Source organism: Gammaproteobacteria bacterium (genome assembly GCA_003696665.1).
Classification (GTDB): domain Bacteria; phylum Pseudomonadota; class Gammaproteobacteria; order Enterobacterales.
On sequence record RFGJ01000412.1, the window covers coordinates 1 to 16,674 of the forward strand.

18 protein-coding genes are annotated in these 16,674 nt (G+C 51.5%); 6 read left to right on the top strand and 12 right to left on the bottom strand.

Features of this window, described 5'->3' with window-relative positions; all coding sequences use genetic code 11:
* The first annotated feature begins 154 nt into the window (after positions 1–154).
* Positions 155–430, top strand: a complete 276-nt coding sequence (locus D6694_10380) for a hypothetical protein (GenBank protein RMH40057.1) — start codon at positions 155–157, stop codon at positions 428–430.
* Between the two features lies 1 nt (position 431).
* Positions 432–683 carry a DUF2970 domain-containing protein gene (locus D6694_10385; GenBank protein ID RMH40058.1) on the top strand — a complete coding sequence of 84 codons (252 nt, stop codon included), beginning with the start codon at positions 432–434 and terminating at the stop codon, positions 681–683.
* Positions 684–700: 17 nt separating this feature from the next.
* Here D6694_10385 and D6694_10390 read toward each other — a convergent pair whose 3' ends face one another.
* The 6 genes from D6694_10390 to D6694_10415 all read right to left on the bottom strand — a co-directional run bounded on the left by D6694_10390 (position 701) and on the right by D6694_10415 (position 7,282).
* The gene (locus D6694_10390) at positions 701–1,543 is read right to left on the bottom strand and encodes a Dam family site-specific DNA-(adenine-N6)-methyltransferase (protein RMH40072.1); all 843 of its coding nucleotides are present in this window, start codon (positions 1,541–1,543) and stop codon (positions 701–703) included.
* A gap of 83 nt (positions 1,544–1,626) precedes the next feature.
* Positions 1,627–2,274 carry a hypothetical protein gene (locus tag D6694_10395; protein RMH40073.1) on the bottom strand — a complete coding sequence of 216 codons (648 nt, stop codon included), beginning with the start codon at positions 2,272–2,274 and terminating at the stop codon, positions 1,627–1,629.
* A 91-nt stretch (positions 2,275–2,365) separates the two neighbouring features.
* Positions 2,366–2,641, bottom strand: a complete 276-nt coding sequence (locus D6694_10400; GenBank protein ID RMH40059.1) for a hypothetical protein — start codon at positions 2,639–2,641, stop codon at positions 2,366–2,368.
* A gap of 62 nt (positions 2,642–2,703) precedes the next feature.
* Complete coding sequence (locus D6694_10405) at positions 2,704–4,557, bottom strand: sodium:proton antiporter (GenBank protein RMH40060.1); 1,854 nt, start codon at positions 4,555–4,557, stop codon at positions 2,704–2,706.
* Positions 4,558–4,619: 62 nt separating this feature from the next.
* Complete coding sequence (locus D6694_10410) at positions 4,620–5,885, bottom strand: MFS transporter (protein ID RMH40061.1); 1,266 nt, start codon at positions 5,883–5,885, stop codon at positions 4,620–4,622.
* A complete protein-coding gene (locus D6694_10415) occupies positions 5,882–7,282 on the bottom strand; it encodes a DNA recombination protein RmuC (protein RMH40062.1) in 1,401 nt (466 codons plus the stop codon). Before D6694_10415 ends, D6694_10410 begins: the two co-directional genes overlap by 4 nt.
* Before the next feature lie 151 nt (positions 7,283–7,433).
* On the opposite strand from D6694_10415, the gene D6694_10420 reads away from it, so the two are divergent.
* Complete coding sequence (locus D6694_10420) at positions 7,434–8,249, top strand: exodeoxyribonuclease III (protein RMH40063.1); 816 nt, start codon at positions 7,434–7,436, stop codon at positions 8,247–8,249.
* Here D6694_10420 and D6694_10425 read toward each other — a convergent pair.
* Genes D6694_10425 through pomA form a run of 3 tightly spaced genes read right to left on the bottom strand, consistent with a single transcriptional unit; the run spans position 8,244 to position 11,076 of the window.
* Positions 8,244–9,383: a DegT/DnrJ/EryC1/StrS family aminotransferase gene (locus D6694_10425; GenBank protein ID RMH40064.1), complete on the bottom strand. Its 1,140-nt coding sequence runs from the start codon at positions 9,381–9,383 to the stop codon at positions 8,244–8,246. The genes D6694_10420 and D6694_10425 overlap by 6 nt on opposite strands.
* Entirely contained in the window at positions 9,380–10,312 is a 933-nt protein-coding gene (motB, locus tag D6694_10430; protein ID RMH40065.1) for a flagellar motor protein MotB, read from the bottom strand. Before motB ends, D6694_10425 begins: the two co-directional genes overlap by 4 nt.
* A gap of 8 nt (positions 10,313–10,320) precedes the next feature.
* On the bottom strand, positions 10,321–11,076 hold the full coding sequence (gene pomA, locus D6694_10435; GenBank protein RMH40066.1) for a flagellar motor protein PomA: 756 nt from the start codon (positions 11,074–11,076) through the stop codon (positions 10,321–10,323).
* 137 nt (positions 11,077–11,213) lie between these two features.
* Here pomA and xseB point away from each other — a divergent pair, with 137 nt between their 5' ends.
* From xseB to D6694_10450, 3 genes are read left to right on the top strand one after another with little or no spacing between them, the layout of a single operon-like run.
* Entirely contained in the window at positions 11,214–11,450 is a 237-nt protein-coding gene (gene xseB / locus D6694_10440) for an exodeoxyribonuclease VII small subunit (GenBank protein RMH40067.1), read from the top strand.
* Positions 11,437–12,327: a (2E,6E)-farnesyl diphosphate synthase gene (locus D6694_10445; protein ID RMH40074.1), complete on the top strand. Its 891-nt coding sequence runs from the start codon at positions 11,437–11,439 to the stop codon at positions 12,325–12,327. The genes xseB and D6694_10445 overlap by 14 nt, the downstream gene beginning before the upstream one ends.
* A gap of 15 nt (positions 12,328–12,342) precedes the next feature.
* Complete coding sequence (locus tag D6694_10450) at positions 12,343–14,208, top strand: 1-deoxy-D-xylulose-5-phosphate synthase (protein ID RMH40068.1); 1,866 nt, start codon at positions 12,343–12,345, stop codon at positions 14,206–14,208.
* A 97-nt stretch (positions 14,209–14,305) separates the two neighbouring features.
* On the opposite strand, the gene D6694_10455 is transcribed toward D6694_10450, so the two are convergent.
* The 3 genes from D6694_10455 to D6694_10465 all read right to left on the bottom strand — a co-directional run.
* Positions 14,306–14,899 (bottom strand): hypothetical protein, encoded by a 594-nt coding sequence (locus D6694_10455; protein RMH40069.1) that lies wholly within the window; start codon positions 14,897–14,899, stop codon positions 14,306–14,308.
* Between the two features lie 36 nt (positions 14,900–14,935).
* Positions 14,936–16,381 (bottom strand): hypothetical protein, encoded by a 1,446-nt coding sequence (locus D6694_10460; GenBank protein ID RMH40070.1) that lies wholly within the window; start codon positions 16,379–16,381, stop codon positions 14,936–14,938.
* The coding region (locus D6694_10465; protein RMH40071.1) for a glycerophosphodiester phosphodiesterase at positions 16,378–16,674 on the bottom strand (297 nt) is incomplete at its 5' end. The genes D6694_10465 and D6694_10460, both read right to left, overlap by 4 nt.

The following is a 16,674-nucleotide window of genomic DNA, read 5'->3' on the forward strand; positions in this document are numbered from 1 at the left end:
CTATACTACGCAGGTTGATCCACGCCTGACACCGGCACAGGCGATGGAAGTGATTATTCGATTTGCCGAACGGTGGCAGCAGACATTCGAGCGCCAAGGGATGGCGAGCCTTTCATCGCGTCAGACAAAGTGACAAAATCGTAGAATTTTGGTAATGTGGTTGCCGGAGGTGTTGCCAATGAAATACAAAAAACGCGTGACCGCTGTCGTGGTGCTTCTGGCCGGATTCTGCTTGTTGGGCGGCAATTCTGAAACTTGTGAGCGACCAGCGTATCTTCTGGATTCCGAAATAATCCCCCTGGTCTCTCACGCCCAATGCCAGCGGTCTGTCAGTTGGCTGACAAAATTTCAGACTTTATTCACCAAACATCAAATCCCCAGCTTGCACTTTTTAGATTTGCTTGAGTATTTCAATTTTGGCGATGAATAACATGTCCGAACAAAATAGGCCTCCGCAAGAACACGACAAGGAAAAAGAACCCCCAGAGTCACTCACGCTGGGACAGGTAATTCTTTCTGCGCTTGCCGCCATGTTCGGCGTACAATCAGAAAAAAAACTGGAACGTGATTTTCAATCGGGTGATCCGGCATCCTTTATTATGGTCGGCATTGTGCTGGTCATCCTCTTTATCCTTTCCTTAATATTTGTTGTCAATACGGTACTTGAAAGCGCTGGTCACTGACCAACGCTATTACCATGTCAGATCTGTCGAATTTTGTAAGCACTCGTTTCCACAATCGGTTCATAACGCGCAATCAACTCCTTGACAGGTTGACGACGCGCGCCCTGGCAAGAAATGAACCTTGATACGTGGAAACTCTCGATCAGTGCATCGCGGTACAACGAACGTGTGACCGCATTATCGTGATTGGATATGACGACCCGTACACCTCGAGAAGCCCAGGATTGCGCCATTTTCGCCAAGTCCTGCTGACAACCCGGGCCAAAATCCTGCGTCGCATAGCGGGTAAAATAAGCGGTCGCGCTCAGTGGCACGTAGGGCGGATCGCAATAGACATGGTGTCCCTTTCGCAGCCGGCGGCCAAGCTTGCGAAAATCCTCCTGAACAAAGTCGGCTCGTTGTGCCTTCAGCGCAAACAATTCCATTTCCCGTGCCGGGAAATAGGGTCTTGCGTAACGACCAAAAGGCACATTGAAACGACCAGAGGCGTTGTATCGGCACAACCCATTGTATCCATGCCGATTGAGGTACAAAAACAGTGCCGCTCGCAGTCTAGCATCAGTCGTCTGGTTAAAGGCTTCACGCAAGTCATAGTAGGCTTTTGCACAGTTAGTGCTTGGAGAAAACCACTGGCTGGCAAAGTCGATAAAACGCGACTTCTCGTGTTTGAGCACTGTAAAAAAGTTAATGAGATCCGGATTGATGTCGGCCAGTAAGTATCGGTCATAATCGGTATTCAGAAACACCACACCAGAACCGACAAATGGCTCAACCAATTTCGGGCCGCCCGGCAAATGCTGACGCAGATGCTCTATAATACGCGATTTTCCCCCAGCCCACTTTAACGGAGAGCGTATGATGTGGCGCACAGCTCATGACCCATGGCAAAACGTGCACTCAGTCTAGCATGGGTTGTTTTTCGTGTCACAGTGGTCACGGACGATTAGGTGTGCACAGACACACCCAGTGTCGCCGTTTGGCGATCATTCCCCCGTGCATAGAGAGCCAATCTGACTCGGTCGCCTAACAATTTTGGGTAAGTCTTTGACGCTTCTTTTGGCTGCTCGTCATCTTTAGCTTGTGCGGCGATTTCGGCACGGAGCCGAGCGATGCTGGCGGCGGCTTTGACTGCCACTCGAATGTCTTGCGGTGAAGGGTCGACCGGAGCCATGGCCGCTTGAATGACTTTTTCGAGTTTTGCGATAGTACGTTCCGGATTGCCCGGGACTTCCTGAGTGTTGATGATCACCTCACCCGAGACTGCATACAATCGCCCATCGGGACCGCGTTCATAACGCATGCGCGGCGCCGAGGCATAAACGCCACCAACACTGGTATGCGCCTGCTCATGTTGCCGAACTTCTCGGTCGCGTGCTTGAAGCTGACGTAGCTCTTGTTGTACCTCTGCTAAACGTTGCGTATCTTCTTGGTCAACATAGCCTGCTTCGTCAGCTCTGTGGGTCAATGTTTTCCGACGAGACTCATTGGCATCGCCATTTTCCATCGCCTGGCCAGTCGCCTGACTGGGAGGATTGTGCGACGGCGCCCGACCAGGGATTTGTGCCGTCCGAAAGGAAACAGAGGCCACCATCGGCGCTGGGCGAAAAGTGCCCTGGGCAATCGAGGTTTTATGAACTGAAGGACTGGCCGGATGGCCAACCACTTCCATAACTCACCTACCGCTAAACGCGAATGTCTAAAATGGCGCCGACCGTCCGATTTTCGGTTTCAACGATTTTTCCGCCCGCGTCCGCCTGTAACCGCGCCTGATCAAGTTCAATCAACGCCTGCGTCAACTGGGTCTGGCCAGAAACATTTTGTTGCTGTCCATTGACCGCCGTATTTTCAGACTGTGCACTGGTCTCAGCGATGACTGTAGCCGCCTCATCCAGCCGCTTCTGTGCATTCTGAATGGTTTGAACACCAGCACCTACACCAGATAATGCATCGATTGCCATCGCCACCTCCGCGCACGCATATTGTGGGAATCCTCCTATTATAGGTTATTTTTTAACCAATTTCATCCTTTGCTTTGTTCGGCGTCGTTTTTCACCTTGTCATGATTAGACTCTTTCCCTGTACTGTTTTGTTCTCGAGCTCCCAGCACCAATGCGCCAACCGTCCATCCCGGTCCCAGCGGTAATGAGTCTGGTCCACGATACACACGCAATCGCCCTTCGGGAGTGAATGCAAATAAGAGATAGGCATTTTTGCCCCATTGACGCCGGTAATCTTCAATAGTGAACTCTTCGGTCAAGCGAGTCCACTTTATCTCGGCACCCTGTCCGAGCAAACTCGCTATTTTCTGCCAGCTCATGTCTGGACCAAACAGTGTCTGCACTTGCAAATCAGCCACCAGCCGTTTGCTTTCCACCATATTATCGCCGCTGATCGACAAATTAAGGGCATAAATATGTCGAGAACCAAATTCCGGGCGGTAACGGGTGTAAATCAGTGTATTGAGCTCTGGCCGACGCCCCATCAAAAACATTCGGGTCATCCCGGTTAAATCCAAATACAGATCAGCGTGCTCGCTGAGAATATTACCGTAATAGATCCTCAACCCCTGCATGCGCGCTTCCTGTATGCCAGCCCAACTATCATCCGCGATCAACACATCAACCCCTTGTTTTTCCAAGGCCTTTGCGATTTCGATAGACACCTTGTTGGCGCCAAAAATAAAGACGCCCTGTGCCCCTGCCTGCGACAAGCCCAACCACTTAGCCAATGGCCTTGCCGTGGCGCTCTGTAACACCACTGTACCGACAATCAACGTAAACATGAGCGGCAGGAGCAACTCGGCATCATCAAAACCATGTTCGGTCAATTGAAGTGCAAACAGTGCCGAAATGGCTGCCGCCACAATCCCCCGGGGGGCCACCCAGGAAAGCAATAGGTATTCCCGCCAATTGATGCTCGTGCCGATTTTGCTTGCCAGCACACTAAAAGGTCGCACCACCAATTGTGCAGCACACAGCACTGCTGCCGCTGACCAACCAAGTTGCCGCACCAGACTTAAATCCATGCGCGCCGCCAAAATAATGAACAAAAACGAAATCAGCAAAACTGTCAAATGCTCTTTGAAATCCAGTATGTCGCTGACGGCAATATCCTTGGTGTTGGCCACAATGATGCCCATTAAGGTGACCGCCAGAAGGCCAGACTCATGGACCACTTGGTTGGCAGAAGCGAAGACGAGCAACACCAAACTCAAAACGAAAAAATTGGCCAAATATTCTGGAACCCAATGCCGTTTGAGCACCTGTGTCATCACGAGTGCACCAAGACCGCCTAATACGGAGCCTGCCGCTACCAGAGAGAAAAACGACCAGATTGGTTGTGTTTGCTGGCCAGAAACCACGGCCTCATAAACAATCACAGCCAATAATGCCGCCACCGGATCAATGATGATCCCCTCCCAACGCAAAATATTCGCAACACGGGACGTCGTATGCATGCTCCGGAGCATTGGCACGATGACAGTTGGTCCCGTGACGGTGGCAATGGCACCAAAAACCGCCGAAATACTCCAGGACAAGCCTGCGAGGTAATGAGCTGCCAGGGTTAAACCCATCATGGTGACCACAACGCCAATGGTCGAAAGGTTTCGAATGATCTTGGTCACCCCCCGAATTTCAGCAAACCTCAGTGAAAGACTGCCTTCAAACAAGATGACCGCGACGCCAAGCGATACCATTGGAAACAGCAAATCACCAAGCAGCTGGTCCGGCTGAATCCATCCGGTGACCGGTCCAAGCAGAAGACCGGATATCAACAAAAACAAAATGGCAGGCAACCGAAACCGCCACCCAATCCATTGGCAAATAAAGCCAATGCTCATCAAAAGGGCCAACGTCAATGCAATAGACAGCATAAATGAAAGAATTGATTTTGGGTCGAATTTGTAGGCAGTTTACTGAACGACCTCCGCTTTGCCTAGCGCTGTTTCTTGAAATTTTTCTTCAGCCATTGAAAAGCCAAAGCGCCAACAACGTTTAACAAAAACGGCAACAACAAGGCATAGGCCCCGCTTTCTCCCCCTCGGTTCAACCATTGATAAAGCGCCACGCCAACCATTGGCATCAGCAAACCTCGGATACCTGTTAAGGTGATATGAATTGTCATGTATTGCGCCGCCTTTTCTTGCGAAGCGAAATCAAGGTGCCCGAGGTTCCAACCAAGCACTGCACCGGAAACCGCTATGCCATACAAGAAAGCTGCGAGCCAAAGCAAGGGCTGCCAACCTGTGATTGCCGTCGCTGCAAAACAACCAATGGCAATGACAAAACTCCAACAATGGGAGGCCCGGTACTCAATGATATGCATCCTATCAAGGCGTCTCGCCCACCATTGAATCATAAAAGGCATCAGAGCGAGCGGTATCGAAGACGTGGCCAGCATTTGCATGCGTGAGTCGATATTCATCGCATCGTTCATCACCAAAATCATTGGCGCCATAAACATTAAGTTACCTGACCCAAAAACAAACATAACCATCATATAATTGCGAAACAGCTTATCCGTGCGAAGAATTTCCCACATGACCGACAGCCGAAAGCCTCCGTCTTCATTTCGCTGCCGTCGCTCAGCACGATACAGTTTGTCCGCGCCACGCAAGCGCACTGCCCGGTACGCCCAAGCCCCTAGGGCACCCAGCACTGCCGACGCTCCGAGATAAAATGGCACCAAGTTCGCCCAAGTATCGTTAATGACACCAAGCGATGCGCCGCTGGTCGCCATAATCACAGCCATCACAATGGCCATTTTGCCCGTCAGCTTAGCCCGGATGTTGCGGGGATAATTGGCGCGCCAGATGGTGGCCCGAACCGTCAAGATGCCTGTCCAGAAAAAACGCCCCAGCACAACCGCAACCGAGAACATCACAAGGCCCAATGACGTCCTCGGGGCTATCGCCATGACTCCGACGGTCAACGACAGCAGCATGCCAAGGTAAGAGACGAATTTGATCTTGTCACGCCCCTGTTCGAGATAAGCCCACAACGGACTGGCCAAATTCGCAATGGTTGGCGCCCCAACCACCAACGCAACAAAAAAAGCCAATTGGTCATTCGACACCAAGCCATCAAACCGATGACGAACCAAAACTCCCGCAACACCGCCTTCGAGAACCCCCAGCGCGAACGCCAGTGTTGCCCAGCTTTTCAACTCGCGCCAAAAGTGCGATTTACGCCCCATTGTCATTCAACATCCTGTTGCCCAGCTTCTGGAAGGGCGGTGAATGCTTGCGATTTTTTGCTTCTGGCGCCCAATTCCATGATTTTTTGGGCCCGTCGAAATACCGTTCCACTCTTGCCGTCTTTGAGTTTGTACATGGCCTCTTGCCAATGCTTCCTTGCCGCATCCAGTTTATTACCAACATTTTCAAGGTCCTCGACGAAACCCGCCAGTTTGTCGAGCAAGGCGCCTGCCTGTTTGGCAATCTCTTCCGCATTCTTGTTTTGACGCTCAAAACGCCACACATTCTCCACAATTCGCAGGGTCGATAGCAGGGTCGTCGGGCTGACTAGGATGATCTTTTTCTCAAAGGCAAAGGAGAAGAGGTTAGGGTCATGCTGTACGGCCAACAAATAGGCCGGTTCAATCGGCACAAAAATGAAGACAAAGTCGAGTGTCGCAATACTTTCAAGCATTTCATATCGCTTCTCCGCCAGTCGCTTGATATGATTGCGAATGGCGGCGACATGCTCATCCAGCCACTTTTTCGCCACCTTCTCATCATCACTGGCCGCCACGTATTGCTCATAGGCCGACAGCGAGACCTTAGCATCGACCACGATATCTTTGTTATCCGGCAAGTGCACAATCACATCAGGGCGATAACGTTTTGCTGTCTCGCCTTTCAACGTTTTTTCCCGGGAGTACTCTATTCCCTCGCGCAACCCGCTTAACTCAAGCAATCGCGCCAAAACCACTTCACCCCAGGTTCCCTGCGCCTTCTTATCGCCTTTCAAGGCTTTCACCAATCGCTCAGCTTCTTCTGACATTTGCTGGTTGAGTGCTTTCAGTTGCAACAGTTCACCGCGCAACATATTCCGATCTTGCAGATCCTCGCTGTGTACTTGTTCCAGGCGCTGCTTGAATTCTTTAATCTGCTCGTTCAATGGTCGGATAACATTCGCCAAGGTTTCGTGTTGCCGCTTGTCAAAAATCGACGTCTTTTTTTCCAATATGTCATTGGCCAGTTTTTCAAATTGAGCAGACAATTCTTCCCGGGCCTGGCTCAACATTTCGATTTTCTCTTGCGCTGCCTTCAGCTCAGTGGCTTTGGCGGTCGTCACTTCTGCCAAACGTGCTTTCAGTTCCGAATTTTGCTCGAGCAACGACTCAATCTTTGCCTGACACTCGCCAAGCGCCTCGGTTAACTTTGCGGCACGTTCCATCTCAAATTGAGATTTTTGGACTGCTTCGGCACTTTTCACCTCGCTCTCATGCCACTTTTCTTTCAGTTCTGCAAGTGATGCCTCGGCCTTGCGAAGCTGGCGAGACACTCGCACAGTGGTACGCCATTGATAGACGAGCAGCGCCGCCAAAAGCGCATTTCCGATGACAAGGAAGGTGACAGCAGTCACGGTACACATCTCCTTTCGAATTCATGGAGGCCAAGTGTAACATGAACCCGGCCTCACCTTGATTCACCAAAAACATCCGCCGCCTCAAAAAAATTCGACCTTGGTGAATCGAACAAGACATACTAGAATTTGCGTTTACCTTAGAAACCAGCAGTAGACTATGCGCATCGTCACATTCAACGTTAACGGCATAAGAGCTCGCCTTCATCAACTTAAAGCATTGGTGGAAACACTTTCGCCGGACATCATCGGGCTGCAGGAAGTCAAAGCGGATGACGAAAGTTTTCCATACGACGATGTTCGTGCACTTGGGCTACATGTGGAAACCTTTGGTCAGAAAGGGCACTACGGTGTTGCACTTTTGAGTCAACAGGCGCCCATCTCAGTCATTCGTGGTCTGCCAAACGATCCTGAAGATACCCAGAAACGGCTCATCACCGCCACCTATGAAATGCCCGATGGCTCGCCCCTGACCGTCATTAATGGTTATTTTCCGCAAGGTGAAAGCCGGGCACATCCTGTCAAATTCCCGCACAAAGAACGATTTTATCGGGCGCTCACCGAATGGCTGCATGATGCCCACGACAGTCGCCACCCTCTTGTCGTACTAGGTGATTTTAATATTGCACCACAAGATATCGATATTGGCATTGGTGAAGAAAATGCCAAGCGATGGCTCAGGACAGGCAAGTGTAGTTTTCTTCCCGAAGAACGCGAATGGTTCGAACGACTGCTTGACTGGGGACTGGTGGATCTCTATCGCCACATCCACCCAACCAAGAATGACAAATTCAGCTGGTTCGATTACCGAAGTCGCGGATTCGAGCGTGAACCCAAGCGCGGCTTGCGCATCGATGGCATTCTAGGCACCAAAGTGCTCGCTGACGTCGCTCAACAGGCGGATATTGACTACGATATTCGCGCCATGGCTAAACCCTCCGACCATGCACCGGTATGGGTTGATCTCGCCCTATGAAGACAACCTAAAGCCCTTGATTCTATCGAGAAGCCGCATTAAGTCCTCATCAGAAAGCGTTGGATAGGCGGGAAGCGCGAGCATTGCCTCACCCAAATCACGACTGTGTGGCAATGGTTCGCGTGTCACTTTGCCGTCAAACATCGGCTCTAGACGTACATCCGGGCAGCTGACCGATGCCAGCGGGATACCTGCCTTATGCAAGGCCGAAATCAGGTTGCTCCGCTGCGGCCAATAATCTTGCCGAATGGCAAAATACACTCGATACCAACTCGGTGTCTCGTCAGGTATGACCTCGGGCACCTCAAAATATGGAGATTCGGCTAAGGCGGCTCGACAAGCTCTGGCGATAGCAACACGACGAGAAAATAATTCGGGCCACTGTTCAAGATGATCTAATGCCAGAGCAGCGGCAAGCGGTGACAAGCGGTAATTCGAACCTGGGATACGTCGTTGAAAAATAAATTCGCCCGCCCGACCAGCACCGTGCTGATTTTGGCCATGATTGCGCAATTGTCGAATTTTGTTCGCCAAACGTACGGAGCTGGTTTGTACTATCCCCCCTTCTCCGGCGGAAATGTTTTTTTCGTTGCATAGGCTGGCACAGGCAATATCGCCAAAGGTGCCTACGTACTGATTCCGATAGCGAGCACCGACCGCCTGTGAGCAATCTTCAACCAAAATCAGCCGGTTTTGACGCACCCATTCCACGTCAGCCAAAAGTGAGGCAGGATGGCCACCTAGATGCACGAGGAGAATCGCCCGCGTCCGTCGGTTAATCAATGGTGCCACTGTTTCGCGATTTAAGCCCTGCGTTCGCGGATCAACGTCGGCAAAGACTGGCGTAGCACCGACACGCATGATCGCTGTCGCACACGCGATAAAACATCTGGCCGGCACAATGACTTCGTCTCCCGGCCCTATCCCCAAGGCCATCAGCGACAATTCCAAGGCATGCGTGCCATTGGTGACCGCGATGACATGGTCACAGTCAAATTGAGAAGCCCAGACAGACTCGAGCGCTTCGACCGTATCGCATACCAGCTGATTGACCTGACCTGACTGTATCAGGTTAGCAACACGCGCCAGGGCCACGTTTGAATAAACTGGCCACGGCCAACTCAATGGCTTCATTTTCCTGTCTTTTCATCCTGACCGACGCCAATCACCTTCCGAGGTTTTTTCAAGCTATCGCCCGAAACAATCCAGATTTCAACACGACGATTCCGCGCGCGGTTGTCTTCCGTCGTATTCGGCACGAGTGGACGTGTGTCGGCCAAACCATAAATGCTGAACCGCTTCTTATCCAATTTGCCGCCCTTAAGCAGTTCGCGCACGACACTGGCCGCACGGGCCCCGGACAATTCCCAGTTTGATGGATACAAAGGTGTTCGAATCGGCCGGTCGTCGGTATGTCCGGCGACGCGGATCTCCCCTTTGGTAGTGACCAATATATCGCGAATTTTGGCAATCACCGGTTTAAACTGCCGCCGCAACCTTGCTGAGCCGGAAGGGAACGACCCTTTTTCCCGAATGCGAATGACCACAATGCCGCCATGCGCCTCAATTTCAATCTGCCCGGAATTCAGTTCTTCTTTCAACGCGCTGGCCAATTGCTTCGCCAACGCTTCTGTTTTTTCAGTCGGCGCCGCAGACGATAGTTCCAACTCCTGAAGATTGGCGTCACCAGCGCCTTTTTCTCCCTTATCATCCTGCGCCTGCGGTTCCTCTTCCTGTGTCTCGAAATCCAATGACTCCTTCGTGATTTCGTCCGTACGCTGTTGAATGGTTTCAATGATGGTGGGTTCCGGCTTGCCTGGCCGGAATTCCTGAGCAATCACGCTTGTCCCTTTTGGAATGTCTTTGACCTTGATTTGATTTTGCACGCCAAAGGCGTTTTTCATAGAACCAGCGATTTGCTTGTACTTCAGAACATCCATTTCTGAAAAGGACAACAGCAAAACGAAAAAAGACATCAAGAGCGACATCAAGTCACTAAAGGTGCCCATCCAGGCGGGCAATCCGGGGGGAGGACATTTACATTCTTCTTGCGGTTCCGCCATCGCAACACCTACTCAGTCTTGGGACGCTGTGATTCGGGCAAATAGTTCATCAACATCTGCTCAATCACACGTGGGTTCTGCCCGGCCTGAATTGCTAATAACCCATCAATAATCAAATTGTTGGCGCGAGATTCTTCTTCGTTGCGTAGCTCTAACTTCTCTTTCACCGGAATGGCCAGCATGTTGGCCATCACCGCACCGTATAAGGTTGTGAGCAACGCTACGGCCATGGCAGGCCCAATTGACTTTGGATCGTCCATGTTCGCCAGCATACCGACCAAGCCCACAAGGGTACCAATCATCCCCATGGCCGGCGCGATGTCGCCCAAGCTCTTGAACACCAAGCTGGCTTCTTCGTGACGTGCTTTCGCCAACGCGACGTCTTGTCGCAGGATCGTCTCGACCACTTCCGCGCTGTGACCATCGACCAACAAGCCAACGCCTTTTTTCATAAATGGATTGGGAATGTCAGCGCCTTCAAGTGATAAGAGCCCCCCTTTTCGGGCCATATCGGCCAATTCAACAATTTTGGCAATCAGGTCATTGAGGTTCTCAGACTTAAAAAACAGGCTTTTCATACCAACCTTGAAGCCACCAAAAAACTGGCCCAAGGTATGCTTCATGATCACGATGAAATGACTGCCAACGAACACGATCAGAATGGATGGCACATCGATGTACTGGCCAATGCCTCCTGCCAGCACCATAGCCACAATCACAATGGCATAAGAACCCAGTGCACCAATCAGCGTGGCGATATCCACAATAATGGCCCTTCAAAAATCACGCCTTCAGCCTGCCATTAAGTGTAATTTGTTTTTTCGAAAGTTCCACATATTGTTTCTTTTAGGCGCCAATTTGGCGACAATAAGAAGCACAAGAGAGCAGACAGACGACAGACATGAACAAACAAGCCAACGAAGCCTCATTTGAGGCCAATCTCAGAGCGCTCGAAGACGTCGTCACGCAACTGGAGCGTGGCGATCTGCCCTTGGAAGAAGCCTTGCGACAGTTTGAACGTGGCGTCCAACTCACACGCCAGTGCCGAAAGGCATTGGAGACAGCTCAACTCAAAGTCGAAAAACTCGAACAGCTCATCAAAGAAAGCCCTCTGGAACAATTCAATGCCGATGAATAAATCGCTGCAAGATTACCGGAGCCTTGTTGAGCAGGCACTCAACGCCTGGCTTCCTCTGGAAACCGAGATGCCGCAACGGCTTCATCGAGCCATGCGCTACAGCACGCTGGCCGGGGGCAAGCGACTGCGTCCGGCGTGGACACTGGCCACGGCCGAAATGCTGGGTGGCTCACTTGACGATGCCCTCGTCCCTGCCGCCGCCATCGAATTGATTCATGTGTACTCTCTCATTCACGATGACTTGCCAGCCATGGACGATGACGACTGGCGACGCGGTCAACCCACATGCCACCGCGCCTTTGATGAAGCGATCGCCATCCTGGCTGGCGACGCGCTTCAAACGCTGGCTTTTGAATGGATTGCCAGCAAGCCAATGGCAAGTGTATCGGCAGAACGACGACTGTCCATGATCAAAATACTTGCCCATGCGGCTGGCACCTATGGCATGGGCGGCGGCCAAGCCATCGACTTGGAAGCTTCCGGCCAAACTTTGACCGAAGACCAGCTGGCACACCTGCATCAGCTAAAAACCGGCGCGCTTATCCGGGCCAGCATCCAATTGGGCATTCTCTGTGCACCGCCAATTCCACACAAGGCGTCGGAATGCCTTGATAAGTATGCCAGTTGCTTGGGGCTCGCCTTTCAGATTCAAGATGACATTCTTGATGTCATCGGCGACAGTGAGCGGCTCGGCAAAACACCCGGCACAGACCAGAAATTGCAAAAAACAACTTACGTTGATTTGCTTGGACTCGAAGGCGCCAAGGCGAAAGCCGCACAGTTGACCAACGAAGCGCTACAAGCATTGGCACAATTGCCGTACAATACCGACACGCTGGCACACTTTGCCGAACTTGTCGTCACGCGCGACCACTGAAGTCCATAACCGCCTATGAGTTTATCAGACAAATATCCACTGTTGTTTCAAATTGACACACCGGATGACCTTCGCCGTTTGTCTCGCGATCAATTAGCGCAGTTAGCGACGGAACTGCGTGGCTATTTGATTGATACCATCAGCGGCTGCGGTGGGCATTTCGCCGCAGGCCTTGGCACCGTAGAACTGACCATTGCCTTGCATTATGTTTTTAATACGCCAGCAGATCGAATTGTCTGGGATGTCGGCCATCAAGCCTATCCGCATAAAGTGCTGACAGGGCGACGAGATCGGCTTCACACCATTCGCCAGACAGATGGTCTGCACCCTTTTCCCACGCGCGCTGAAAGCGAATACGACACATTTGGCGTCGGCCACTCCAGCACGTCAATTGGCGCAGCCCTCGGGATGGCGTTGGCAGCACGCCAAAAGGGTATCGACCGCAAGCATGTGGCCGTCATTGGAGATGGTGCCATGACCGCTGGCATGGCCTTCGAAGCCCTTAACCACGCTGGAGACGTCAAGGCGGATCTGCTTGTCGTGCTCAACGACAACGACATGTCCATTTCGAAAAATGTCGGCAGTCTGAATAACTATTTTGCGCGAATCTTTTCCGGTGCGTTCTATACCACGGTGCGTGAAGGCGGTAAAAAAGTCCTCGACCGTTTGCCGTCTGGTTTCCGTGAGCTCGCTCGTCGCGCTGAGGAACATATGAAAGGCATGTTTGTGCCCGGCACTTTATTTGAAGAAATGGGGTTCAACTACATTGGCCCTATTGATGGCCATGATCTCGACACTCTGCTCGACACGCTGAGCAACATGAAACACCTCAAAGGCCCACAGCTTTTGCATGTCGGCACGGTCAAAGGCAAGGGCTACCCACCCGCAGAGTCCGATCCGGTGGCGTATCACGGCGTGCCGATTTTCGATCCGTCACAGCCGACTCTGCCAGCCGGCAAACCCAAAACAACGTTCTCCAACGTTTTTGGTCAATGGTTAGTCGATGCCGCCACCAAGGATGAGCGAGTCATCGGCATTACACCAGCCATGCGTGAAGGTTCCGACTTGATTGCTTTCTCAGAACAGTTTCCAGATCGTTACTTTGATGTGGCCATCGCCGAGCAACATGCCGTCACACTGGCCGCTGGCCTTGCCTGCGAAGGTATGAAACCTGTGGTGGCCATTTACTCCACGTTTTTGCAACGAGCCTATGATCAGCTCATCCATGACGTTGCCTTACAAAATCTTGACGTCACCTTTGCCATCGACCGTGGCGGCATTGTTGGAGGGGATGGTGCCACGCATCAGGGTGCTTTTGACTTAAGCTACTTACGTCCGATTCCTAACCTTGTGAGCATGGCGCCCTGTGACGAGTCGGAATGCCGCAAAATGTTGCAAACTGCCCTTGAATATCCGGGGCCTGCCGCTGTTCGTTATCCTCGCGGCACAGGTGCCGGCGTTCCAGTTGAACCAAACCTTGATACACTCCCAATCGGTCAAGGACGCGTGGTTCGAGAAGGCGAACAAGTGGCCATCCTTTCTTTTGGGACACGCTTGCACGACGCGCTTGAGGCCGCAGAAACCCTCAATGCCACCGTGGCCGACATGCGTTTTGTCAAGCCCCTTGACATCGAGCTCATCAAAAATCTTGCCAATACGCACGAATACATTGTCACCGTTGAAGAAAATGCTCGTATCGGCGGGGCTGGCAGTGCCGTACTCGAAGCCATGGCAGAATTGGACATCAGTCGGCCAACGCTGTTGATCGGCCTGCCGGATCGTTTTGTCGAACATGGTCATCCTGCCGACATATACCGTCGCCTATTGCTCGACAGCGAAGGCATTACCCGACAAATTCAAGATTTTCTTAAGGCGTTGTGATATCGAGTTCCGTTCAGTCTTGTCCCAGCGTTGAGCGGAACTCGCCGAAGTCCAATGTCACTGTAAAATCAGCCCCCTATCACGAATCTACCCCAACCTAATCGAAAACCCTTTTGTCAACCTCGGCTAATCTGTGGGTCAAAGCTCCGGCTGAACGATACAAGCCTGTATGCTGTTCTAGGCGGCCACCAAGTGGCTGTAACAGCGGCTGAGTGTGCAGCGTCCATTTCAACATAAACGAAAAAAGCGGCGAGCTCGTTTCATCGACTTTCTGCAAAAAGAAGTTGACTGGGCTTTGACTGTCTTCCGTGTATCGGTTGTGAACGAAAATCAGCGGCAAGGCCAGCACACATATGAGTGGAACAATCTTGATTCCCCAAACGACACCCCTACGTGTGTTTCGTTTCCATTGTGGCTGGAAGACCTCAAGCGCCTTAAGCGGTAATTTAATCAGTGTCATACAAATCAAAAATAAACTTAGCGACATGGATATCGGCGGAATGACCACCGAACGCAATGCCTGCTTTCCCACTTGCTCGTAGCGCCCGCCATCTGCGAACAGGGGGCGGGCACCAGATATCATGGCAAGATACTTTTTCGTTTCTCGCGCAATGTTTGGCGCCAGCACATGTCTTACAAAATTTCTTTTGTTCCAGTCAGCCCTGCCCCCCGTCACATACATAGCGCCCATCTTCTCGGCAATCTTCTTCTGTACACTCCGGTGGCGCTAAAACTCAATCCATTCAAGGTTTGGAGGCAACGACAGCCCACGACGTCTCATTTCACTTTTCCATCGCTTGTCGGCTTCTCGTTTCACTGCCTTTACCACAGCCTGCGAGAACGCTTGACGCTCTTCAATACGCCACGTTTCCGGCAATATCACGCCCTTGCCCTTGAGTGCCTCGCGAAGTTTCCTCTGCATGACTGGATGGGCACGAAATGCCTTGAGGCCGTCAATGTTCATCGGATAGCCCGTTTCTTTTTGAAACTGAGACTGAAATTTTGGATGAGCAAGAAAACGAAGACGGTAGTGCTCCGGATTGTTTGTGTACTTATACCGTTTATCCTTAATGCCGCCATCGCCACCAGTCGCAGCATCAAGCAACTGGAGTGCCGTTGACACACCACCCGTCAATACGCCACCGAGAATTGTATTGGCCGCATTCTCCAAGGCACTGACGTCTTCGACAATCAACCAGTAATCCGGCTCAATATAGCCAAGCCCAGCCTTGACTATCTCAGATTTGTAGTGGGCTTGCTTGCGCTCAAGGCACCGTGCCCGATTGGTGCGTGCAAATTGAGAGGCTCCCGAATATGTCTTTCGACACCGTGCAAGGCCCTCAAAATACTGGTAGATTTTCGGGCCAAACTTTTGTGCACGTGCCTCGGCTCGAGCCAGATAGACTTTCTGGGCTTGTTGGTACTTATTCCAGCCATCATGAACATGATCTTCAACCACCTGCCAGTACTTCTGCTCCCGTCTCGGCATGTCATTCAAAGTATCGTTGTACTGATTCGACGCCTTTGCGTACTCTCGATATGCTTTCGACAATTCTTCATACATGCGAGTGAACTGCGCATAATAGTCGTCCAATTTCTGATAGGCCCGCATTGCCACGAAACGACGAATAATCTTTTCCTGATAGGGGATAAGCTTCTCCGCCAGCTTGTCGTCTGCATAAAGCAGTCCACCAAAAAGTGCTAAAAAAGTGAGATTCTCGGGCTGATGCATCTCGGCAGAATCGTATTCAATGCCCGTCACCTTGATCGCATTGAGTGCCAAGGCGTCACGCAATATGGCGCTCAATACCGCATACTCTCGTTGTTCAGCGCTCGATGGCTTGATAAGAAACTGCTCCACAAGCCACTTTTGACCAAAGAACACCGTTGGCCAAATCAAACCGAGCAGCAACAACAAGGCGAGCAAGCCTCGCGTCACACTCTTGTAGAACCGTGCTGGCAACAAGTCGGCAATCAACAAAGTCACACCCACACCGGAAATAGCGCGCCCAAAAATCTCAAGATGCTCAAGCTCGCTTTCCCCAGGCGTCCCGAGACCTATCAGGCTGACCAGTTGTGCATTAAATATGGACTCGGGTACAAGATAAGCAAGGCTAATCACAAAAAAGAAGAGTCGCCAGAAAGTCGGTTTCAATCGGCGATTTTCTATCATTGTTCATTGTCCCTGAGTTCGATTTCGATGGCATCGTCGACCTCTGGCACATCCACCGCTTCTTCTTTTTCTTTGGGTGGTGCACTTGGGTCAAGTCGCTTAGATGGATGAGGCAGAATAACCTGCGAATGTCGGAATGACTTGATCTTCCCACCAAGCGAAGGATACAACCCTTGTGGAAAGTAGAGGTCAATCTTCGACAGTTGCTCAAGATCTACGTCTTGGGGCAATACTGCCAGTTTTTTGGTCAACGGTGTGGTACCAACGTACGGTTTGACTGGCGGCAACTGATA